Source organism: Solirubrum puertoriconensis (genome assembly GCF_001483135.1).
Classification (GTDB): Bacteria; Bacteroidota; Bacteroidia; order Cytophagales; family Hymenobacteraceae; genus Solirubrum; species Solirubrum puertoriconensis.
The window spans coordinates 404287-425930 of sequence record NZ_LNAL01000008.1; the positions used below are offsets into that span (position 1 = coordinate 404287).

Below are 21644 nucleotides of genomic sequence, written 5' to 3' on the forward strand. Positions count from 1 at the left end.
TGTAAAGGAAAGATCTTGAGGAGGAGAGAGGAGTAAAGCTCCCCTCCTCATCTGAGGAGGGGAGTTTAGGGCTTAAACCTTGCGGGCCGTGTTAATGACGTTGACGCCGTTGAAGCGCGTGGTGGCCGAGCCGTGGCTTACGGCCGATACCTGTGAGGGCTGACCTTTGCCGTCGAAGAACGAGCCAAACAAGCGGTAGTCCGACTGGTCGCAGATAGCGGCGCAGGAGTTCCAGAACTCCAGCGTGTTGGCCTGGTAGGCCACGTCTTCAATCTGACCGGTGATTTTGCCTTTTTCAATAGCGTAGAACACCGTGCCGCCGAACTGGAAATTGTAGCGCTGCTGGTCGATGGAGTACGAACCGCGGCCGGCAATGTAAATGCCCTTGTCCACGTTCTTCACCATGTCGTCGACGCTCAGCTTTTGCGCGCCGGGGCGCAGGCTCACGTTGGGCATGCGCTGGAACTGCACCGAGTCCCAGGAGTCGGCGTAGCAGCAGCCGTCCGATTCGTTCTGGCCCACGATGTGCGCCTGGTCGCGGATCTTCTGGTAATCCACCAGCTTGCCGTCCTTGATGAGGTCCCACTCCTTGGTTTTCACGCCCTCGTCGTCGTAGCCCACGGCACCCAGCGAACCGGGCTGCAACTTGTCGGCCACGATGTTGACGAGCTTCGAACCGTAGGGCTTGCCTTGCTTGCGCCAATCGAGGGTAGCGAACGAAGTACCGGCGTAGTTGGCTTCGTAGCCGAGCACGCGGTCGAGTTCCAGCGGGTGGCCCACCGATTCGTGAATGGTCAGGCCTAGGTGGTTCGGGTCGAGCACGAGGTCGTACTTGCCCGGCGTTACTGAGGTAGCCGTCAGTTTGCCTTTCGCCTGCTTGGCGGCCAGGGCGGCGTCCTCCAGAATGTCGTACGAGTTCTTGTAACCAATCAGGCCAGTATCGGCGGGGCCGGCAATCTTGTCCTGGGCTTTCGGTACCATGTACTCGTAGCCCAGGCCCATGGGCGCGCTCAGGGCTTCGCGCGTTTTAAACTTGCCCGAGGCGCGGTCAACGGCCGTTACGCTGAACGTCGGCCAGATGCGGTGCACATCTTGGTTGATGTACGAGCCGTCGGTGGTGGCGAAATACTTTTGCTCGTTTACCTGGAACAGGGCCGAGTTCACGAAGTTGGCACCGTTGTCGAGTGCTTTGGCGTTGGCAGCCAGCAGCAGCTCTACTTTTTGCGCCACGGGTACCTCGAAAGCGTTTTGCTGAATCGGAGTTTTCCACGAAACCTCGCCGAAGCCTTTCTGCGGGGCCAGTTTTACCGGCTCCTTTTGCACCTTGGAGTTGGCCTTGGCAATCTGCACGGCCAGCTGCGCCGCTTTGGCGAGGCCTTGCTCGTTGAGCTGGTTGGTGGCGGCAAAGCCCCACGTACCGTTGGCCAGTACCCGCACGCCGGCACCTAGGCTTTCGCCGTTAGCAATGTTTTGCACCTGCTTTTCGCGGGTGAAAACGCTTTGGTTGAGGTAGCGGCCAATGCGCACATCGGCGTACGAAGCGCCCGCCGATTTCGCCGCATTCAGCGCTGCATCGGCCAGGCGTTTGTTCATTGCCGCATCAAAGGGCTCGAGCAGGCGCGCCGCATCAACGGGCGTGCCGCCGAAGCCTGGAAAGCTCGGCAAGAACAGGGCGCCGACCCCTAGGCCGGTGAGCCCGACAAAATCACGTCGTTTCAAGTGGGTACTGGTTAGTGAATACGGTGAGGGAAGTTTAGTGGGAAAAGCCCGGAGTTGCAAAAAGAAGGACGAAATGACTTTGCCAAGGCTGCATGATTTTAGAACGAAGCCCGCAGAAAACAAAGAGCCCCTCCGCGACGGCAGAGGGGCTGTGGGCTGCAGCAGGCGTAAAGTGCTAAGCTACCAAGCCGAGCAAATCGGCGGCAATGCCGGGCCACGGCTGGTTCAGATCGATGGTAACCACGCGCACCGGAAAACCTCCTAGGGTGTAGCGCAAATCGGCTTCTTGCGCGGCCGCCGGGTACAGCAGTACGCCCTCGAGCTGCTGCCCAGCCCTAGGTGCCTGGTTTTGCAGGTAGGCAAAGAGCTGGTAGAGGTGCGGTGCAATCAGGCGTTGCCGGTCGTAGTGCGGCTTAAGGGCAGCGGCGTAGTACTTGGTATCGAGGATAATTTTGCGCTCGGCTGACTCCAGACTGGTATCGGTTATCATGCTGGGCAGCAGCCCTAAGTCCTCGGAGCGCTCGGCCTCGGCCTGCCAGCTGATGGTTTCGGACAGCACGCGGTAGCGGCGCTGCTCCAAGCGGTAGAAGTTGCGCACAAACCGCTCGAAGATGCCGGCCATGAGCGTTTCGTCGCGGCGGAAATCGTGAAAGCGGGTGCGGCCTTCGGTGTCGATATCGGGTAGGGCGGTGCGGTAAATCAGGTCGCAGATGTTGAGCAAAAAGCCTTCTTGCCCCGGTAGGCGCAGGCGGCGTACCGCGCGCAGCTCGTGCCGGGTGAAAGGTGCGGCTACCAACTCCTCCGGAAAGCGGGCCCGCAGGCGGCGTACCTCTTGGCGCAGCGCGGCCGGCAGGTGCCGGGTGCGGCCCAGCACCTCCAAGGTACCGGCCAGCAAGCGGTTAAACGGCGTGTTGGGTCCTAGGTCATCGTAAGCGCAAACGGCCCGGCCCTGCCGCAGCAAGTCGCGCGACAGGGTAGGAGCCAGCAGCACGCGGCCGCGCAGCTCGGTTAGTTCTTCCTCGTGCTCGGCATAACCCAGGGGCAAGCCCTGCTGCAACAGCCGCCGCGTGCCGGCCAGCAGCATGTGCGTAAGCAGCTCCAGCGGCCTATGGAAAGTGCTAGCCTCGAGGTGCTGCCACTCGCCTTGGCTAGGCAAGCGGTTCCAAGCGTAGCAGAACAGGTAGTACAGGTTCTGGATGGGTATCACTGCAGTAGGCGCTGCTTGTGCGCGGCGGCCTGCGCCGGCTGATCGAACCAGTAATCATCGAGCAGAGGCGCTATTTCCTGCTCCAGCACCAGCGCGAGCCAACCGGCAGCAGCGGCAGCATCGGTGGGCGGTTGGCAAAAGTAGCTGTGGCCGAGCTGGAAGTCGGTGCCCAGTTCGGGGTCGTCGGCTATGGCTTGGTTGAGCTCGTTGAGGCGGGCCAGCAGGCGCTCCGTTACGGTGGTGGGTACGCCGCGTGCCTTCAACAATTGGCGCAACGGCTCGCCAAACTCGGGCTGCATCGGCACGAAGGCAAAGCGGCGGCGCAGAGCGTAATCGAGCGGAGCCAACGAGCGGTCGGCCGTGTTCATGGTGCCGATGACATACAGGTTATCGGGCACGAAAAATCTAGGGGCGTCGGCCGGCGAGTAGGGCAGGCGCACGGCATGGCGCGGCCCGCGCTTATCGGCCTCGAGCAGCACCAGCAACTCGCCGAAAATGCGGTTCAAATGCCCGCGGTTGATTTCGTCGATGAGCAGCACAAAGGGGCGGTGCGGCTCCTGCGCGGCACGGCGGCACACATCGGGCAGCACGCCATCGGCCAGCCGAAAGCCACCCTGCCCATCGGGCCGGAAACCCTGCACAAAGTCCTCGTAGCTATAGCTCGGGTGGAACTGCACCAACTCGATGCGCGCCTCGTCGGTGGCGCCCAGTAGCAGCCACGCCAGGCGGCGGGCCAAAAAGGTTTTGCCCGTGCCGGGTGGCCCCTGCAAAATCAGGTTCTTTTTCCGACCTAGGCCCGCCAGCGCATCGTCAAGCTTTTCAGCCGACACAAAAAGCTCCCGCAACGCCACGGCGCGGTCGTAGGGCTCGGCCGGAGCGGCGCCGTAAGCCGTGGGTGGTTCCTGGGCTTGCGGACTGGTAGCGGGCAGGGTTGCTGGTGCGGCGGCTTTCTTGTGGGTGGGCAGCGGCACTTCGTCGGCGGCCAGGCCGGTGTAAAGCTGCTGCAAGGCATCCTGCGCGGCCACGTCGCCATCGAGCGACGAGTTAGCCAGCGTTGGGCGTTTGGTAGTTACAGTGAAGCTCAGGCCTTCGAGCACTTGGTTGGTGGGCGCGCCGGCGGGCAGCGGCCACTCGGCATCGGTTTGGCCCGTGGCCAGGCGGTAGGCCAGTTGCGCCACCGGGCGCGGCGGGTAGCGCCGGCCCCGAAACACTAAGTCGTACACGGTGCTGGGCGTCAGCTCCGTGCCTTCGCGGTCGATCTGCCGCAGGGCACGCAGCACATGCTCGCGGGTAAGCAACGACAGTTCGGAAGGGGCGGTAGGAGTAGCGGCCATGCAAACGGGAAGGTACAGGCAAAACGCCAACTGGGCGGTAGTAGTTCGGAAACCTAGGTGCCCGCAAAAGCCGCGCCCCACACCAGCCACTGGGACCAAGTGCGGGGCGCGCTGGGTTGTGCCGTAAGGCCTAGCGTTTGTTGCGCTGGTTGCTTTTCAGGCCCGGGTCGGCGTTGCGCTCGGGGTCGTGCGCCTTGTCCGGAGTGGGGTGGCGGTTGCTGGTCTTCATTGTGTCGGGCCGCTGATCCTCCTGCTTTTTGCGGTTGGGGTCGTCGTGGGGCGGCGTGGCAGGCACGTTGGTTCGGTTTTTAGTCATGGTAGTGGGTGGTTTTGGGTGAAACCATGCCTAGGTGTACGCGCCGCAAAGGCGGGTGTTTAACTGCGCAACAAATTGATCATCAGTACGGATGAGCTTGCTGCACTAATCGGCGCGGTGTTCGCGCCTGATGCCCAGCTTTTTCATGCGTGCCTCTAAGGTTTTGGCATTGATGTCGAGCAGTACGGCTGCGCCTTGTGGCCCACTTACCCGCCCGCCGGTGCGCTGCAGGGCCGCCATAATATGGTCGCGCTCTTGTTCGCGCAGCGTCTTGAGGCGGCCGCTGTTGCCCGAGGGTGCTTTTTCGGGTGCTGGCGAGGCCGAGAAGCCCGCAAACTCGAGGTAGGGGCCCGTGGAGGCAATAACGGCACGCTCAATTACGTGCTCCAGTTCCCGGATATTGCCTGGCCAGTTGTACCGCTGCAGGGCTTTCAGGTCGCGGGGGCGCAGGCCGCGCACAGGTTTGCCCAGCTTTTTGGTAAAACGCTCTAGAAAGTGGCGCACCAGCGGCTCCACGTCCTCGGGCCGCTCGCGCAGGGGCGGCAGGTGAATCGGAAATACATCGAGGCGGTAGTACAAGTCGGCCCGGAACCGGCCGGCCGCTACTTCTTCTTCCAGCACGCGGTTGGTGGCAGCAATTACGCGCACATCGGTGCGGATTACGCGCCGGCCGCCAATGCGCTCGAACTCTTTTTCTTGCAGCACCCGCAACAGCTTGGCCTGCAAGTCGAGGGGCAACTCGCCTATTTCATCAAGGAAGATGGTGCCGCCATCGGCCAACTCGAATTTGCCAATGCGCCGGTCGTGCGCTCCCGTAAAGGCGCCTTTCTCGTGGCCAAACAGCTCGCTCTCGATGAGCTGAGCGGGCAGGGCTGCGCAGTTGATCTTGATTAGGGCCCGCTCCTTACGCGGCGAGTGGTTGTGTAGGGCCCTCGCTACCAACTCTTTGCCGGTGCCAGTTTCGCCGGTTATCAACACGGTGGTATCGGTAGGGGCTACTTGCTCTACACGCGTAAACACCTGCTGCATCACGGCGCTGCTGCCCACAAACTCGCCAAACCGCGCCGCGGCTGTGTCGTTTATTTCGTCGATCAGGTAGGTTCGTTCGCGCTCGAGCTGGGTGCGCAAGGCCTCAATTTGCTCGAAGGCAAACACGTTTTGGATGGCCAGCCGGATTTGCGGTACTAAGCTCTGAATCAGTTCCAGCGAATCCTCCAAAAAGGCATCGGGCTGCCGGCTGGCCATAATGAGCGAGGCCACCGGCTCGCCCTCGAGATGGAGCGGCGCGCATAGAATGGACCGAGTGCCACGTTGCTCGCGGATGTAGCGCAACAGCACAAACTGCTCGGCCAGCGCATCGAAAGCCTCGCCCACGTACACGCCAGGGCGCGAAAACAGCTCCACCACGGCCTCGCGTGCGGCTTCAGCCTCCGGAAACACGCCGTCGCGGTCTTCATCGAGGGCTACAAAGTTGCCGTCGGGCTCTTTGCCAAACTCGGCAAATGCCCGCGTGGGTGTGCTGGGTACCCGAATGCGCACCCCAAAGTAGTCGCAGGGCACCACGCGGTTGATTTCGGTGGCAATGGTATGGAATAGCTCGCCTCGCTCCTTGATGCGCAATAACGCGTTGTTGAGGGTGAGCTGCATGGTTTTCTGCTGCTCGCGCTTGGCAATGTCTTCGAAGGCCAAGGTGTTCGAAACCGCTACGGCTACTAGGCTGCCAATCTTTTCGAGCAAGTCGGTATCGGCGGGCGCAAACTCGGGCTGGCGTCGGGCAACCAACGACATCATGCCGATTAGCTGCCCGCCCGTGCGCAAGGGCACCACTGTGAGGTAGCGCATGCCGCTGGCCAGTAAAGCCATAAAAGGCTGAAAGCTGGAATACTCCTGTTGCAACTCTTGCAAATCGTACTGGTGCAAACCTGGCTGCCGCACCATATGCTCAATGGGGGTAGCCTCGATGGGCGAGCGGGCATTCCGCTGCACTATACTGTCGGGGAGCAGCAACTCGCCTAGGTAGTCGCGCATAAATACGCGGCGGTACTGGTGCTCGGCGTCGAAAGTGATGATGGTAACGGCGTCGAACGGGAAGATGAGCCGCAGCTTTTCGGTAACGGTGCGGAAGAGCGACTCCTTATTGCGGGTAGTAGCAATGGCGTCGTTAAGGTAAAGCAGCAGCGAGTCGTCCTGGTCGGGCATGTATGCATTCCTGAAATATCAGGAGCTAAGATGTAGGATTTCCTTAAATATGAGGATAAGCAAACAGGCGTAAAGTATGTTAGTTGCAGCTATTATTAAAAAAATAATGCGTTTAGAGTTAGTAGATGCATTTTTTTCACAAATTTTTAATGCGTGCCACTACTTGGCACAGGGTTGGGTAACAGCGGGACGACCTTCAACAGTCATCCGCTATGAATTCTCGATATAAACTTGCTGCTCCCTTGCTGGCCCTAGGTCTGTTGGTTGGAGGAGCAGCACATGCCCAAAGCCCGATTGCAGCGCCCGATTCGCTGACGCTGGGTGCCACGGTGCAGGCCGTACTCGATGCCAACCCCGCTATTACGGCGCTGGAAGAGCAAGTGAACGTGGCCCAGGCCCGCGTAGCTCAGAGCCGAGCCGGCTTAAACCCGGTGATTACAGGCGTGGCTACTTATACCCGCATCGACCCGGTAGTGAAATTGCAGCTGGCGGCCGACGGGCCGGCCTTTCAGCTTGCTCCCAACAACAACTACGACGCCCACATTGCGGCGCAGTACGCCCTTACCGACTTCGGCAAAACCCGCGCGACCATCGACTTGGCTGAGGGCCAGCGCCAGACAGCCATCGACAACATTGTGGTTACCCGACGCGACCTGGCTTACAACGCGGCGCAGCTCTACTACAACATCCTGTTCCTGCGCGAAAGCATTCGGGTGCAGGAGGCGCAGATTGCGTCCCTAGGTCAGCACCAGCGCGAAATGGAAAAGCGCGTGCAGGGCGGTGTTAGCACCAATTTCGACGTGACAACCACGAAGGTGCGCATTGCGCAGGCTGAAAACGGACGCATCGATTTGCAGAACCAGCTCCGGAACCAGCAAACGCAGCTGGCTCGCCTGCTGCACAAGCCCGAGTACGTGGAGGTGCCCGTAAGCGGCCGCCTGAGCTACCAGCCCGGCAACGTGGATGTAAACGCCGCCATCAGCCAAGCACTGGAGCGCCGCCCCGAGATTAAGCTGGCCCGCGACGCCGAGAACACGGCCAATCTGCAGCTGCGCGTAGCCGAGCACAGCGACAAACCCGTGCTAGGTATTGGCGCGCAGGCCGGTGCCAAAAACGGCTACCAGCCCGAGCTAAACCGCATTCGGCCGAACACGGTGGGCGTGGTGCAGCTTTCGGTACCGATCTACGACGGCGGCCGCAACAAGCAGCAGCGCGTAGAGGCCAATGCGGGCATTCGGGCTGCCCAAGCCCGCACCCTCGATGTGCAGGAGCAGGTGCGCGCCGATGTACGCCAGGCTGTGAACAACATGCAAGCCAGCGCTGCCCGCTTCAACAACGCCGAGGTGCAGGTAACGCAGGCATCCGACGCGCTTAACCGCGCCAAATCGCGCTACCGCTACGACGTGGGCACCAACCTCGATGTGCTCGATGCCGAAACGCAGCTGGCCCAAGCCCGCCTCTCGCGTTTGCAGGCCATCTATAACTACACCCTAGGTCAGTACCAACTCAAGCGCGCCGTGGGCGAGCAAATCTGGTAACATGCACTTGTCCAAGGTTCTTTGTCCGCTTGACTTTTCGGCTGCCACGCTGCCGCTGCTCGCCTACGCGGCAGCACTGGCCCGCGCCACCGGTGCCGAGCTGTGCCTGCTGCACGTGCAGGAGCCGCAACCCGTGCTCAGCGGAGCTGATGAGCAGGCTGGCCTCGATGTAACTGCCGAGCTGGCCCAGGCCGCACAAGTGGCCCGGCAAGCCGGTGCGGCCCGCGTAAGCACGCACCTGCGCCACGGCGATGCTGCCCGCGAGATAGTACGCGCGGCCGAAGAAAGCGGCGCCGACCTGATGGTTATCGGCTCGCACGGCCAAACCGGGCTTACCCGCTTTCTGATGGGCAATACTGCCGAGTACGTGGTGCGCACCGCGCCGTGCGCCACCCTGCTTGTAAAACCCCAAGGCACCGACGCCTACCGGCGCTCCGCCTAAATCAAACTCTTCTTTCGATATCTCACTTCAACGCTTCCGATAAGTAATGGCAACGCAAGAACCGGTTGTAGACCGCCACACTCCGCAAACTGGCGGCCCGGCCCAGCCCGCCGTTGACACCGCCTACGACGAGCAGCCCGAGGGCAGCAAGCGCCGTCCGATTCTATACATCATCCTGGCCCTGGTCCTGCTCGTGGGCGGCTACTTTGGCTACCAGCGCTACCAGTTTGGCCAAACCCACGAAGAAACCGACGACGCCCAAGTAGAAGGCGACATTTACCCCGTGCTGCCCCGCGTAGGCGGCCCCGTGCTCGAGGTAAAGGTTGACGACAACCAGCAGGTAAAGCAGGGCGACGTGCTCGTTACCCTCGACCCGGCCGACTACCAGCAGCGCGTAAATGCCGCGCAGGCTGCCCTGGCCGCCGCACAAGCCAACGTAGTAGCTGCCCGCGCCGCCGTGGGTACGGCACAAGCCAACGTAGGCCAGGCCCAATCGGCCATTGGCGTAAGCGAAGCCAACCGCACCCGCTTGGAGCGCGACCTAAAGCGCAGCCAGTTCTTGCGTAAGGAAGACATCATTCCGCAGAGCGAACTGGATGCCGTGCAGGCAAACCTGAAAGCTACCACCGCCCAGCGCGCTACGGCCGCCGAGCAGGTGCAAGTAGCGCGCCAGCAAGTAGCGGCGGCCCAGCAGCAGGTAGCCGTGGCCGAAGCCGTGGTAAAGCAGCGCCAGGCCGACCTCGACAACGCGCAGTTGCAGCTGAGCTACACCACCATTAAGGCGCCGGCCAACGGTACGGTAGCCAAGAAGGGCGTGCAGCCCGGCCAAGTAGTACAACCCGGCCAGCAGCTGATGGGCCTGGTAGCCAGCAACCGCACCTGGATCATCGCCAACTTCAAGGAAACCCAGCTCGAGAACATGCGCGTGGGCCAGCCCGTGGAGGTTGAGGTAGATGCTTACCCCAACGAGGAGTTCCGCGGCCATATCGAGTCGCTCTCGCCGGCTACGGGCGCCCGTTTTGCCCTGCTACCCCCCGACAACGCCTCGGGCAACTTCGTGAAGGTGACGCAGCGCGTGCCGGTGAAGATTATGCTGGATAAAGTAGACCCCGAGCACCCGCTGCGCGCCGGTATGAGCGTGACGGCTACTGTGCAGGTGAAATAACTCATGCACCGCCCTGGGCAGAGCAAGGCGCTTTGCAACAGAAGAGAGGAGGTTGGGCGGTTGCCGCTGCCCGGCGCGCAAAGTGCCTTCGCTCTGCCCAGGATAGTGCCTTAACCCCAAGGCATTGGAAACCGGATTTACCAAGTGGATCATCGTCGTCACGGTGGTGATGTGCTGCCTGCTGGAGCTCATCGATACCAGCATCGTGAACGTGGCCCTTACCCAAATGATGGGTAACCTATCGGCCACGCAGCAAGAGGTAAGCTGGGTAGTGGCTTCCTACGCCATTGCCAACGTCATCGTCATTCCGATGACGGGCTTCTTGGCCGAGCAGTTCGGCCGCAAAAACTACTACCTGTTCTCGGTTATCCTGTTCACGCTGGCCTCCATGGCTTGCGGGCAGAGCACCAACATTTGGGAGCTGGTAGCCTTCCGCTTTATTCAGGGCATTGGCGGCGGGGCGCTTATGGCTACCTCGCAGGCTATCCTGATCGATACCTTCCCGCCCCAGCAGCTGGCCCTAGGCCAGGCGCTGTTTGGCATGGGCGTCATCATCGGGCCTACCATCGGCCCAACCCTAGGTGGCTACATCGTGGATAACTACGACTGGCCCTGGATCTTCTACGTGAACGTGCCGGTGGGCGTCTTGGCCGCCATCTTCACGGTGTTGTTCATCCGCGACCCGGAGCGCATCAAGAACGCCATCCGGCGGCCCATTGGTGAAATTGACTGGCTGGGTATCTTCCTGCTGGTGCTGGGTGTGGGCTCGTTGCAGCTGGTGCTGGAGCAGGGCGAGTCGGAAGACTGGTTTGAAAGCGCCTTCATCTTGGCTTTCACGCTACTTACCATCATTGGCATGGCGGGCTTTGTATGGCGCGAGCTTACGGCCAAGCAACCGGTGGTCGATCTGCGTGTGCTGGGCAAAAGCCGCAACCTGTCGGTAGGCGCGTTCTTGTCGTTTATCCTGGGCTTCGGCTTGTTTGCCTCGGTATTTGTGTTCCCGATTTTTTGCCAGCGCATCCTGGGCTTTACGGCGGCGCAAACCGGCGAAATCCTGCTGCCGGGTGCTTTGCTCTCGGGCTTCATGATGCCGATTGTGGGCAAGTCCATCCAAAAGGGCATTTCGCAGAAGTTCATCCTGCCCTTGGGCTTCATCATCTTCTTCGTGTTCTCGTACTGGATGAGCACGCAGATTTCGCCTACCGCCGGCGAAAGCGACTTTTTCTGGCCGCTGCTGCTCCGCGGGTTTGGGCTAAGCTTGCTCTTCCTGCCCATTACTACCATGTCGTTGGCGGGGCTGAGCGGCAAGGACGCCGGCCAGGCGGCAGGCCTCACCGGTATGATTCGCCAGTTGGGCGGCTCCTTTGGCGTGGCGCTGGTGGGTACCTACCTCGAGCGCACCACCATGCAAAACCGCGTGGGGCTGCTGCCGAACATCTCGCTCTACGACCCCGAAACGCAGCAGCGCATGCAGGGGCTGATAGCCAATTTCATGTCGAAAGGCGCCGACTTTATGCAGGCCCAGCGCCAAGCCTACGCGGCCCTCGAGGGCATGCTGATGAAGCAAACCGCCCTGATTACCTATAGCCAGATCTTCCTGATGATCGGTACCTTTTTCCTGCTCTGCATTCCGCTGATTCTGCTCATCAAACGGGTCCGCCCCGGCGAGAAAGTGGACCTGAACGCAGCGCACTAACCCCAAGCAGGAGAGAGGAGAGTAGCTTGGAGTTAGCAGCGGGAAAAAGCAACAGCCCCGGCCGGTTTCGGTCGGGGCTGTTCTGTTTTGGGGCAAGCCCTAGGTGGTGCCCCGGCGCGCCGAAGCAAAGAGCTAAAAGGCCCAGCCCACGTTCAGGCCCGACGACACTTTCAATGGCGTTTCCCGTTCGCGCGTGCCGGTGTAGTTGTCGTTCTGGTCGTAGGTTTTCTCGGTTTTGTCGCGGTAGCCGAGGCCGGTAAACAGCTCTACCGCCAAGTGGCGGCCCAGCACGGCCTGGTAGCCAAACAGCACGTTGTAGTTGCGGTTGACGGTGCGGCTGCCCACTTTGTAGGCAAAATCGGGCGCCTCAAAGGTGTAGTGGGCTTTGGTGTAGGAGAAGTGCGGCGACACGTAGAAGCCCTCCGGCGCTTGCCGCCGCTGCCCTAGGTAGTACTTGTACTGCAGCTGGTAGCGGTGGCCCGTTGTGCGGGTTTTCACATCCGTCCACACAACGCGTGCGTGCCCAGCGGCGGCAAATGCCGTCATGATGGTGGCGCTCAGGGCTGCCTCGCCGATGAACGTGAACGGGTAGTTGGTGCCTAGGTAAGAGTAGCTGCCCATTAGGCTGCCGTGCTGGCTTATCACCCGCTCGTAGCCCAAGCGGGTTTCCACCGAAAACGGCTCCTGCCCGTGTATCCAACCCAGCGGAGCAATTTTGATAATGTTGCGCGGCGCGTCTTGCGCGTGCAGGGCTGCCGTGGGCATCAGTAAGCTAACGATACTTAAACCGGCCGTAGCCGCAAGAGTAGAAAGGCGCATAAGCATAATTAAGGCGTTGGCCTAAAGATAGCTCGACGGTAAGGCAATTCGCTACCACATAAACATGTAGCCCGAAGCCGCCTAGGTGCCAAGGAGCCGCGCTCCACCTAGGCAAGCAAAAAGGGCCGCTGCACGTGCAGCGGCCCTTTTGTTGATGAGGCTTGTAAACCTATTGATACTGAATGTACAAGGGCTTGGGGTCCAGCTCGGCCAGTACCTCCTTGGGCGTCATCATGTGGTGGGGCGCCGGGCGTGGGTCGTACTCGTAGAACAGCTTAAAGCCGGTGTACTGCACGGGCTCCTTCACGATGTAGTCGCGGTACGAGTCCTTCTTCAGGACGGGGTTGCCCCAGCCGTCCATGTGCATTACCACCTGCACGCGCGGATCGAGCTTGATGTTTTTGTAGTTGGTAATCATGCCCTGCGTAAACCGGTGCACGGTAAGCACCTTCGGGGGCAGCTTGTTTTCCGAAACGATGCGCGCCAGGAAGTTAATGGCAAAGTTTACGTCCTTGGCGTCGTAAGTACCGATTTTGCGGTTGGGCTTAACCTTCTTGGTTTTGAGAGCAAACTCCGGGTCGATGCCCAGGTGAATGTCCGGCGACTTCAGGTACTGCTCCAGCTTCGGCAACTCGGTTTCCAAGTCGCTCCAGCCCACCTGCACGTCCAGGAACAGAATGCAGTTGTTTTCGCGCGCCCACTTGATAACCTCCTCGATGGTGGCCTTGGAGTTCATGAGGCGGTACTTGCCATCGGCGCCGGGGCTGCCCTGGGCCGTGATGGTTACGTTGTGCAAGGCCGGCTGAACCGGTATCGAAGGGTCAGCTTCCTGCCACTCCTTCTGCACGCGGCGGAACTTGGCCAGCATCTGCTCTTTGGGTTCGCGGCCCAAAATGCCCATGCCCTTCGCCCGGATGTTGCCGTAGAACGCAATAATGCGCTTACCTGGCAAAATAGCGCCCGGCAACTGCCCACTGGCTTTCACGATGGAATCGGCCTTGAGCGAATCGCGGCGCATGGCCTCGAGCTTCAGCTTCACCGTGTCGACAACTGCCGGTTTGGCTGCAGCAGCCTCGGTGGCCTCCGTGGTAGCGGCATTGCCCTCGGCATCGGTGCGGGTGCCGCAGCCGGGAAGCAGGGTGGTGAGAAACAGGCCAAGTGCCGGAAGCACAACGGCCTTTAAGCGGGAAGCGTAAGCGAAATCAGTCACTAGTAAGCGGTTGATGGGCAGAAGACTGTCTCAAAGTTAGGGCCTTTTTCAGGAACCCTTCTTCAGAATGCACCGCGGCGCAATTAAATCGTCATTAAAAAAACAGTCTGCCACGATTACGGGGCAGACCGGTTTAACTCGCATAGCTTATAGTGCAAACGAAATAGGAATGGTGTAAGCAACCCGCACCGGCTTGCCATTAAGTAAGCCCGGCTCCCAGCGGCCAGGCAACTGCTGCACCGCGCGCAACGCGGCCTGGTTCATGGCGTCGGCTAGGGGTTGCTGGGCCTTGTTGGCTGCTTCGATGCCTTTCTGCACCTCGGCACCGCTTATCTGCCCATCGGGCTCCACCACAAAGTTCACGAACACCTTGCCCGTAAGCTTTGCCGCGGCCGCTTCGGCGGGGTACTTCACAGTAGTGCCTAGGTCATTCATCAGGTGCGACATGCCGCCTTGGTATTCCGGCATCTTGTCGACTAGGCTGTGTACCTCACCGGAGCCCCTGTACATCGGCGGAACGGGTGGCGCTGGCGGGGCTGCTGGTGCCTCGGGAGCGGGCGGTGGCGGAGGTGGGGGCGGCGGTGTGCCGAGCGAGTGCATCTTCTCGCAGGCCACTAGCATGAGCAAGGTGGCTGCCACCGGCAGTACGGCCCATTTGCGCCAAGCCGCGGTACGTGGGAGGTGGTGTAGCATACGAATGCGGTTTAGGGTGTTGGAAGTGGCGAAGGTGTGGGCAAGTGCAGGGGCCGATTGCCAGGCAGCGGTAGCCTGTTGGGCCAGCAAACGGGCGTAGCTGCTTGGTCCTTTAGCGCCTAGCTTACCTAGGGCAGCGGCATCGGCGAGGTATTCGTGGGTAAGCTCCAGGGCGCGCGGGTAGAGGTACATAAGTGGGTTGAACCACAAGGCCGCGCGGCAGAGCTCAAGCCACAGGCGGTCGGCGCTATGGCCCTGGCGCACGTGGGCTAGTTCGTGCATCAGCACCTGCTCGGCCTCGGCGGCCGAAAGCGGGGCGGTGTCATCCCAATACACGGTGCGGCCAAAGGAGCTTACTGGTAGGTGGCCACCCGTGAGGCGCAGCGTGTAGCCGTGCTGGGCCACGGCGGGTAGGCGGCGCGTAAGAAGCCAAAGCTTACCCAGGCGCAAGCCAACTAGTAGCAGGCTTAGTGCCACGCCGCTTGCATAAAGCCGCAACAGCCAATTGGTTGTGCTGGAGGCGGTTTCGGGAGAGGCTCCTACGTGCAGCACCGGTAGTACTACCGTAGGCATACCTACCTGGCGCACGGCCATGGTTACGGGCCACCATTGCTCCCAGGGCAACAGCGGGGCTACAGCAGCGAGCAAGGGCGTAAGCAGCAGGTAAGCGCGGTTGTAGCCGAAGCACGACTCGCGCCGAAGCACCGCCCAGTACAGCAACCAGCAAGCACCTAGGCACAGGGTGCTTTGCCACATCCAGTTAAACAGGCTTGGCATCATCGTCGAGATGGGGGGGGGGGTTGAGGTCTTGTTGAGCGTGGCGCAGCAGCTCATCAAGTTGCTGCGCGGTCAGGTTTTCTTCCTTGGCGAAAAAAGAAACCAAGCGGCCGAAGGAATTGCCGAAGTACCCGCCCAGCAGCTTGCGCAGCGAGTGGCGGCGGTAGTCGTCTTGCGCTACCAAGGCGTGGTAGCGGTAGGTGCGGCCGAAAGCTTCGTGGCCTACATAGCCTTTCTGCTCCAGAATGCGGATGATGGTGGACACCGTGTTGTAAGCAGGTTGTGGAGCGGGCATTTCAGCCAGCACTTCTTTCACAAAGGCCGGCCCTAGGCGCCAGAGCACCTGCATCACCTGCTCTTCGGCACGGGTTAGTTCGGGTAGTTTTTCCATGAGCGACATCAATAGGCTAAACGTATAACTAATTATTTAGTTATGCAACTAACGGTTTAGTTAAAATCGACTGATGCGCGTTACGAAAAGCTTGGGCAACAACCAAGCTCGTGTGCCCACCCACATTGTAGGCTTTTTGGCACCTCATGAAATCTTTTGTCTGCTGAGGTGTTGAGGAAAGACCAATCAGAAGCTACTCCTCTGTGATACACAACAAGCTTTTTCACCGGTTCGCGCGCTACACATGGCTGCTTTCCACGGCTTTGCTGCTTGCGCCTACTCCGGGCTGTCAGAAAGAATCGGCCGCGAAACCAGCGCCGCCCGCCACCCCGCAAGCGCCGGAGCCCACCGGCGGCCGGCTCATCAGCAGCACGCTCATTGGCGAGTACGACCAACGCACGCTGGCCGGGCGCGTGGCCTCGGTGCCGCTGGTAGGTGCCCTGGCCCAACACCCTATTAAGGTGTACAAACTCACTTACAGCACCCGCAACACCGATGGGCAGGACATTACCGCCTCGGGTGCGCTGTTGGTGCCGGTTACTACCAAGGCTATGCCGTTGCTGAGCTATCAGCACGGCACCATCTCGCCTTCATCCGAAGGCATGGCGCCTTCCTACTACAGCTCCAGCAGCGAGGTATGGTCGGCGGTGTCGGTGCTGGCTTCTACGGGCTACATCGTATCGGCTCCCGATTACATCGGCTACGGCGCCTCCAAGGCCCTGCCACACCCCTACGAGCACGCGCCGTCGTTGGCTTCGGCTTCGCTGGATATGCTGCGGGCCGCGCGCGAGTTCTGCCAAAAGCAGCAGGTGCAGCTTAATAAGAAGAATTTTCTGCTGGGTTACTCCGAAGGCGGCTTTGCTACCATGGCCCTGCACAAAATGATTGAAGAGCAGGCCAGCAACGAGTTTACCGTTACGGCCAGTGCGCCGGGCGCCGGAGCCTACCACAAAACGGCCTTTGCCAAGTATATCCTCAACTCGCAGGAGCCGCTTAATTTCCTGAACTCGTACGTGTGGGTGCTGAATACCTACAACCGCGTGTACGACATTAAGCGGCCGCTCACGCATTACTATAACCAGCCCTACGCCACGCAGCTGCAGGGCAACCCTTTCAGCTCGGTGCCGAAGCAGGTGCAAGAGCTCTTTACGGAGTCGTTCCGCACGAGCGTGCTTGCCAACAACGACGCGCCGATGAGCACCGCCTTCCGCAACAACGACGTGTACGACTGGAAGCCCAAAGCGCCGCTGGCCCTGTTCCACGGCACCGCCGACGACTACGTGCCCTTCTTCAACTCGCAGGATGCCTACAACGCCATGCGCGCCAAGGGAGCCACGCAGGTGCAGCTGCGTCCCATTCAGGGCGGCAACCACTTTAGCGCGGCCGGGGTTTACACGCTCGAGGCTTTCGGCTTCATCTCGCAGTATTACTAAGAGTAGCCGCTGAGGCATTACTTGTTGTCATTCCGAGCGAAAGCGAGGAATCTGGGTTGCTCCGTACGCGGCGCAAAACTCCAGATTCCTCGCTTTCGCTCGGAATGACAGTTTAGGCCGAAACGGTATCGGCAGAAGTTGGACTAATAGCCTCCCGCAGCCAGCAGCCCGTCAGCGCGGCCAAGGCGCCCACCAACCCCGCAATTACCGCCGCTACCAGCACCACCGCCCAACCTTGCCCACCCAGGGGCAACAGTTCGGCTACGCGGTTGGCCAGGTGGCCGCCGTTGCGCACGTACAAATAGCTGGCCGGCAGCAGCCAACCTAATGCCGCGCCGCCGAAGCCAGCCAGGAAGGCCTGCCCACCGCGGCGGGCGAGCAAGGTACCTAGGAGCAGGGCCACTGCGGCCAGCGCCCACCAAGGCAAGAGTAGTTGGGGTACGGCCGCCAGCACCAGTATTGCTAAAAAGAGTTTCATACTAGAAAAGGCTAGGTGGTTAGCGGCTTTGCAGCGTCCAGGCAGCTTGCACGCGCGGGTGCTTTTGCGTGGGCGAGGTCAGGTAAATCAGCTCGTTGAGCTGGCCCGTGCGCCAGGTTTCGATCAGGTTGTCGTAGTAGCGGGAGCCGGGGTTGCCGCTTTGCCCACCGGGGAATACGCCATAAGCTTTCGGCTCGGGACCTAGGGCCACTACCATGCGCCACGAAGGGCCGTTGCGCTCGGTGGTGGCATTCACGATGGCCGCACCGCCGCCGCAGTCCAAATCCATGCGGCCGAAGCCGGGCAGGCGGGCCAGGTGCAAAATGTCGGTGCTCTTGTGGTTGGCCCAGCGCCACTTAGGCCCTAGGTCGCCGTATTTGCGGGTAAGCGAATCGGTAGCAAACCGAAACGACTGCAGGGCCAGCTGCGGCAGGGTTTCGCGCTGTGGCGTGCGGCGGTCGTCGATCCAGCGCGAGGTGTCTTCGCGCAAGATGAGGTTGGCCGTCCGGTCGCGGGGTGGGTAGCGCATTTCCAGGCCGGTAGCCTCCGGACCGAAGTCGTCTTCCCAGATGTTATCTACCAGCTCGGCGTACCACATATCGAAGATGCTTGGGGCAATGGCTTGGGCATCGTGCATGTAATTCCAGCGGCGCAGCTCGTCGTAGGCGCGGCGCTGGGCGGGCGTAAGCTGCTCGGGCTGCACCAAAGCCAGCATACGCGGCAGCATCAGCTGGGCGTGCAGGTTCAGGTTATCGTTCTGTAGCACGCGCAGCGAGTCGGGCGTGGCTTTGCTCATGCGCGCCAGCCGCTCGTTGATGCGGTGGCCGCGCTCGTAGCTGGCAAAGCTCCAGCCTAGGTAGTAGGGGTAATCGGGACCGGCCGGAAACTGGTTGGCCGACGACACAAAGCCGCGCGCCGGGTTTTTTACGTGCGGATTCTGCTGCTGCGGAATCCAGCCCTGCCAGTCGTGCTGCGGGTTGGAGCCATCGAGCACAAACTTGCCCTGGTTTTTCCACTTCAGCGGAAACTTGCCGTTGGGCCAAATGGCCACGTCGTTTTGCTTGCTGGCGAAGATGAAGTTTTGGGCCGGTGAGGCGTAGGTACCCAGGGCCGCGGCGTAATCCTGATAGTTGCGGGCGCGGTTGAGGTTGTAGAAGGTGAGCACCTCGTTGCCGCCTTCGTGGGCCGTCCAGCGCAGGGCGTGCCGAATGGGTGTTTGCTCGTTGAATACTTTCTCGGCGCGGTCGTAGGTGATGGGGCCGTGGTGGGTGTAAAGCACCGTATCGAGGCGCTCGGGCAGGCCGCGCACTTTAATGCGCTCCACCACCTGCCGGATGGGCTTCCACTGCCCGTCGTGCCAGTACTCGCGCTTGGTGTTGTCTCGGAACTTCAGCTGATACCAATCGAGCACGTCGGCGCCTACGTTCGTCACGCCCCAGGCCACCTCCTGGTTAAAGCCGATGATGATAGTAGGCGCGCCCGGAATGGTAACGCCGTACACGTTTACGCCCGGCGCCACGAGCTGCACCTGGTACCAAATGCTGGGCAGGTTGAGCTGCAGGTGCGGGTCGTTGGCCAGAATGGGCAAGCCCGAGGCCGAGCGCGCGCCGCTCACGGCAAAGTTGTTCGAGCCTAGGTCGGCGTCGGGCTCCCGGGCGGGCACCTTATCCGAGGCCGAGGCGGCAAATACCTCGGGTACCGGCGGCGTTTTCACGGGCGTGTAGTCGAGCGGGGTGCCAACGGGCACAATCGGGTCTTCGCGCGTGGGGTAGTCGGGGAACAAGTCGCGCACCACCTCGGGGCCGTACTTGTGCAGGGCGTTCGAGAGGCGCAAATCGTCGGAGCGGCCGCTCAGGTCCCAGGCCATCAGCTTCAGCAGCAGGGCGCACTTGAGCGGCGTCCAGGCTTCGGGGGCGTAGTTCAGCAGCTTGTACTCGAGCGGATAATCGCGCGGCGAGAGGCTGCCGATGTAGGCATTCACGCCGGCCGTGTACGACTCCAGCACCGTGCGGGTAGTGGGGTTGGCCATCATCACCTGCAGCGACTTTTCGGCTCCGTACGGCAAGCCCATGCGGCGCTGAAACCGGTCGTACTCCAGGGCCCTAGGTCCGACGACCTCCGAGATGCGCCCGGCAGCCACGTGCGTCTGAAACTCCATTTGCCAGAGCCGGTCGCGGGCCGTAAAGTAGCCCTGCGCGAAGTACAGGTCGTGGTCGTTCTGGGCAAAAATGTGCGGCACCCGCTGGTCGTCGAAGCGCACCGTTACGGGCTGCTGCAGGCCGGGCAACTTCAGGGTTTGCTCGGCGGCAAAGTCGCTGGGGCCTTCGGCGTTGCGCCAAAAACCCTCGTACGGGCTCAGAAACTTGCCAAAAGCCGGCACCTCGCCGTGGTTGGTGTTCAGGGCCCACACCAGGGTACCCGTAGTCAGAAGAGCCAAACCGGCCCGGATGTAACGCAGCATAGGAGCAACAGCTAGCAATAGCTGCCCTCAACATCCGATAAAAAAACGCGCCGCGCAAACCTAGGCGGTTGGCGCGGCGCGCGAGCAAGCCAATGAGTTACTCGGCAGCGGCTGCAGATTTGCGCCCAGGTAGGAATACGCTAAAACCTACCTGTACCCCAAGGTTACCCCCATCACGCCCGAAGTCGTTGCGCCGGTAATTGTATCCGGCCGATACTTCTAGCGCGGCGTTGGGGGTAATGAAGTAGTTGTAGCCCAACGCAGCACCGTAGCTAAACAGGCTGCCACCTTGCTTGTCGGTGTTTTTTCGCCGGCCGAAGATTCGGTTACTCTGCGGGCGCTGATGTGAGATGCGGAGGCCGTAAGCTGCCCAAACAACTTGTGGCGCTCCGAGCCTAAGAAGTAGTACCGCGCAAATGGCGCTAACCCGTACTGCAACGTGCGGTCGGAAAACGAGGCGTTGGACGCCTGACCGAACTGATAGCGCGAATAAGCTAAGTCGAGCCCCGCACCTAGGGCTAGGTTATCCAACACAAATACGCCTGCCGAAGGCATAAATCGCGCCGACAGCGTGCTGTATCCATTGTTGGGGCGCTCGTAGTTAAGGTCGCCAACCGAAAGGCCGATGAGCTTGGAGCCCTTTTCGGTTTGGGCAACGGAGGGAAGTTGCCAGCACAGTAGGCCAGCCACAACACAACAAACTTTCTTCATAAGATATGATGGATAGATATGCCGGGGCCAAACGGTGGTGTAGGCCCTTGCAACCAAGAGCCGCAACAAGCATCAGTAGGTTGCACAATAAGCAAGCGGCCCCGGCTGCGCAGTGCAACCAGGGCCGCTTGTGAAGCTTGCTGATGAAAGAAGGGGGAGAGTAAGCGTGCTACAGATTTTCGGCCTGACGTACCAACCCACTAATGCCGCGGTTCTGCAGGCGCTGCCACAACTCGTCGGCTTGCGGGCGGGGCAGCCGCTCGCCCACGATCACGCGGTTCAGGGCGCGGCCGTTTACGTTGTCGGTGCGCACAGCTACGGGCAACTGCGCGTCGAGGGCTTTGATTTGGGCCGCTAGAGCTTCGGCATTACGCAACTCGCCAAACGTGCCGGCCTGCACCACGTAGGTTTCGGCGGGCTCGGGCGAGGTTTCCGTAACGACGATGTCGGTTTCCTGTTCGGCAGGCACGCTAGCTACGCCGGCTACCGGCCCTAGGGGGGTGTCGGCGGGTACTATCTCGGCAACTACCCCGGCCGAGCCCAGCTGCACAATGCCCAGCGGGCGGGCTGCTACTTCCGATAAATCGAGGATGCGCTGGTGGCGGTAGGGGCCGCGGTCGGTTACGCGCACTACCACGGCTTTGCCGTTGAGGGGGTTGGTTACGCGCAGGCGGGTGCCGAAGGGCAGGGTTTTGTGTGCGCAGGTGTATTGGTTGCGGTCGAAACGCTCGCCGTTGCTCGTGCGTTTGCCTTGGTGCTCGCGTCCGTACCACGAAGCCCGGCCGCGTAGCACGGCATTCTTCGAGGCAGTTGCGGTGGGCGTATCGTCGGCCAGGGTGGGGAATGAGCCAGCCAGTAGCAGCAGGGCTACCAGCCACATCATCAGCAAGCCCGAGAGGTTCTGTCGTTGGTTAGACTTCATTGATTCTCTGCTTTGGTGAACAGGCCAAAACTATTGGCCTCGCCGGAATACAATCCAAATACCCAAGCGGTGTAACCTAAGCAGAATTGTTGAAAATTGTGCTATGGCCAGAAAATTTGCATTTAAGGTTATT

Annotated in this window: 18 protein-coding genes; 5 read left to right on the forward strand and 13 right to left on the reverse strand. The window is 60.9% G+C overall.

The window, feature by feature from the left end:
- Nucleotides 1–72: 72 nt before the first annotated feature.
- From ASU33_RS15900 to ASU33_RS15920, 5 genes are all read right to left on the reverse strand, one after another.
- Nucleotides 73–1719, reverse strand: coding sequence for a TldD/PmbA family protein (locus tag ASU33_RS15900; protein ID WP_059071827.1), 1647 nt, complete (start codon nucleotides 1717–1719; stop codon nucleotides 73–75).
- A gap of 175 nt (nucleotides 1720–1894) precedes the next feature.
- Nucleotides 1895–2926 (reverse strand): 5-methylcytosine restriction system specificity protein McrC, encoded by a 1032-nt coding sequence (locus ASU33_RS15905; protein WP_059071828.1) that lies wholly within the window; start codon nucleotides 2924–2926, stop codon nucleotides 1895–1897.
- Entirely contained in the window at nucleotides 2923–4260 is a 1338-nt protein-coding gene (locus ASU33_RS15910) for an AAA family ATPase (protein ID WP_059071829.1), read from the reverse strand. The genes ASU33_RS15905 and ASU33_RS15910 overlap by 4 nt, the downstream gene beginning before the upstream one ends.
- A gap of 130 nt (nucleotides 4261–4390) precedes the next feature.
- A complete protein-coding gene (locus ASU33_RS15915; protein WP_059071830.1) occupies nucleotides 4391–4576 on the reverse strand; it encodes a hypothetical protein in 186 nt (61 codons plus the stop codon).
- Between the two features lie 105 nt (nucleotides 4577–4681).
- Complete coding sequence (locus tag ASU33_RS15920; RefSeq protein WP_059071831.1) at nucleotides 4682–6775, reverse strand: sigma 54-interacting transcriptional regulator; 2094 nt, start codon at nucleotides 6773–6775, stop codon at nucleotides 4682–4684.
- 212 nt (nucleotides 6776–6987) lie between these two features.
- On the opposite strand from ASU33_RS15920, the gene ASU33_RS15925 reads away from it, so the two are divergent.
- From ASU33_RS15925 to ASU33_RS15940, 4 genes are all read left to right on the forward strand, one after another.
- Nucleotides 6988–8313 carry a TolC family protein gene (locus tag ASU33_RS15925; protein ID WP_078063186.1) on the forward strand — a complete coding sequence of 442 codons (1326 nt, stop codon included), beginning with the start codon at nucleotides 6988–6990 and terminating at the stop codon, nucleotides 8311–8313.
- Between the two features lie 7 nt (nucleotides 8314–8320).
- Nucleotides 8321–8755 carry a universal stress protein gene (locus ASU33_RS15930; RefSeq protein WP_160328215.1) on the forward strand — a complete coding sequence of 145 codons (435 nt, stop codon included), beginning with the start codon at nucleotides 8321–8323 and terminating at the stop codon, nucleotides 8753–8755.
- A gap of 46 nt (nucleotides 8756–8801) precedes the next feature.
- Nucleotides 8802–9920: an HlyD family secretion protein gene (locus ASU33_RS15935; RefSeq protein WP_059071834.1), complete on the forward strand. Its 1119-nt coding sequence runs from the start codon at nucleotides 8802–8804 to the stop codon at nucleotides 9918–9920.
- A 124-nt stretch (nucleotides 9921–10044) separates the two neighbouring features.
- Complete coding sequence (locus ASU33_RS15940; protein ID WP_059071835.1) at nucleotides 10045–11616, forward strand: DHA2 family efflux MFS transporter permease subunit; 1572 nt, start codon at nucleotides 10045–10047, stop codon at nucleotides 11614–11616.
- 132 nt (nucleotides 11617–11748) lie between these two features.
- Here ASU33_RS15940 and ASU33_RS15945 read toward each other — a convergent pair whose 3' ends face one another.
- The 4 genes from ASU33_RS15945 to ASU33_RS15960 all read right to left on the reverse strand — a co-directional run bounded on the left by ASU33_RS15945 (nucleotide 11749) and on the right by ASU33_RS15960 (nucleotide 15506).
- Nucleotides 11749–12435 (reverse strand): DUF3575 domain-containing protein, encoded by a 687-nt coding sequence (locus ASU33_RS15945; protein ID WP_160328216.1) that lies wholly within the window; start codon nucleotides 12433–12435, stop codon nucleotides 11749–11751.
- Between the two features lie 169 nt (nucleotides 12436–12604).
- Nucleotides 12605–13645 (reverse strand): hypothetical protein, encoded by a 1041-nt coding sequence (locus tag ASU33_RS15950; RefSeq protein ID WP_149867265.1) that lies wholly within the window; start codon nucleotides 13643–13645, stop codon nucleotides 12605–12607.
- Nucleotides 13646–13792: 147 nt separating this feature from the next.
- Nucleotides 13793–15118, reverse strand: coding sequence for a TonB family protein (locus ASU33_RS15955; RefSeq protein ID WP_160328217.1), 1326 nt, complete (start codon nucleotides 15116–15118; stop codon nucleotides 13793–13795).
- On the reverse strand, nucleotides 15099–15506 hold the full coding sequence (locus tag ASU33_RS15960) for a BlaI/MecI/CopY family transcriptional regulator (RefSeq protein WP_059072751.1): 408 nt from the start codon (nucleotides 15504–15506) through the stop codon (nucleotides 15099–15101). The genes ASU33_RS15955 and ASU33_RS15960 overlap by 20 nt, the downstream gene beginning before the upstream one ends.
- A 203-nt stretch (nucleotides 15507–15709) precedes the next feature.
- Here ASU33_RS15960 and ASU33_RS15965 point away from each other — a divergent pair, with 203 nt between their 5' ends.
- Nucleotides 15710–16939, forward strand: a complete 1230-nt coding sequence (locus ASU33_RS15965) for an alpha/beta hydrolase family protein (protein ID WP_059071838.1) — start codon at nucleotides 15710–15712, stop codon at nucleotides 16937–16939.
- Nucleotides 16940–17051: 112 nt separating this feature from the next.
- On the opposite strand, the gene ASU33_RS15970 is transcribed toward ASU33_RS15965, so the two are convergent.
- The 4 genes from ASU33_RS15970 to ASU33_RS15985 form a co-directional block, all read right to left on the reverse strand.
- Nucleotides 17052–17417, reverse strand: coding sequence for a hypothetical protein (locus tag ASU33_RS15970; protein ID WP_059071839.1), 366 nt, complete (start codon nucleotides 17415–17417; stop codon nucleotides 17052–17054).
- 19 nt (nucleotides 17418–17436) lie between these two features.
- A complete protein-coding gene (locus ASU33_RS15975; protein WP_059071840.1) occupies nucleotides 17437–19878 on the reverse strand; it encodes a penicillin acylase family protein in 2442 nt (813 codons plus the stop codon).
- Between the two features lie 219 nt (nucleotides 19879–20097).
- Nucleotides 20098–20589 carry a hypothetical protein gene (locus ASU33_RS15980; protein ID WP_149867266.1) on the reverse strand — a complete coding sequence of 164 codons (492 nt, stop codon included), beginning with the start codon at nucleotides 20587–20589 and terminating at the stop codon, nucleotides 20098–20100.
- 169 nt (nucleotides 20590–20758) lie between these two features.
- On the reverse strand, nucleotides 20759–21511 hold the full coding sequence (locus ASU33_RS15985; protein ID WP_149867267.1) for a septal ring lytic transglycosylase RlpA family protein: 753 nt from the start codon (nucleotides 21509–21511) through the stop codon (nucleotides 20759–20761).
- Nucleotides 21512–21644: the final 133 nt, after the last annotated feature.

Coding starts and splice junctions, on each gene's coding strand:
- ASU33_RS15910 (WP_059071829.1), bottom strand. CDS start 4,260: ATGGCCGCTACTCCTACCGCCCCTTCCGAACTGTCGTTGCTTACCCGC.
- ASU33_RS15915 (WP_059071830.1), bottom strand. CDS start 4,576: ATGACTAAAAACCGAACCAACGTGCCTGCCACGCCGCCCCACGACGAC.
- ASU33_RS15920 (WP_059071831.1), bottom strand. CDS start 6,775: ATGCCCGACCAGGACGACTCGCTGCTGCTTTACCTTAACGACGCCATT.
- ASU33_RS15925 (WP_078063186.1), top strand. CDS start 6,988: ATGAATTCTCGATATAAACTTGCTGCTCCCTTGCTGGCCCTAGGTCTG.
- ASU33_RS15935 (WP_059071834.1), top strand. CDS start 8,802: ATGGCAACGCAAGAACCGGTTGTAGACCGCCACACTCCGCAAACTGGC.
- ASU33_RS15945 (WP_160328216.1), bottom strand. CDS start 12,435: ATGCGCCTTTCTACTCTTGCGGCTACGGCCGGTTTAAGTATCGTTAGC.
- ASU33_RS15955 (WP_160328217.1), bottom strand. CDS start 15,118: ATGATGCCAAGCCTGTTTAACTGGATGTGGCAAAGCACCCTGTGCCTA.
- ASU33_RS15960 (WP_059072751.1), bottom strand. CDS start 15,506: ATGGAAAAACTACCCGAACTAACCCGTGCCGAAGAGCAGGTGATGCAG.
- ASU33_RS15970 (WP_059071839.1), bottom strand. CDS start 17,417: ATGAAACTCTTTTTAGCAATACTGGTGCTGGCGGCCGTACCCCAACTA.
- ASU33_RS15975 (WP_059071840.1), bottom strand. CDS start 19,878: ATGCTGCGTTACATCCGGGCCGGTTTGGCTCTTCTGACTACGGGTACC.
- ASU33_RS15980 (WP_149867266.1), bottom strand. CDS start 20,589: ATGAAGAAAGTTTGTTGTGTTGTGGCTGGCCTACTGTGCTGGCAACTT.
- ASU33_RS15985 (WP_149867267.1), bottom strand. CDS start 21,511: ATGAAGTCTAACCAACGACAGAACCTCTCGGGCTTGCTGATGATGTGG.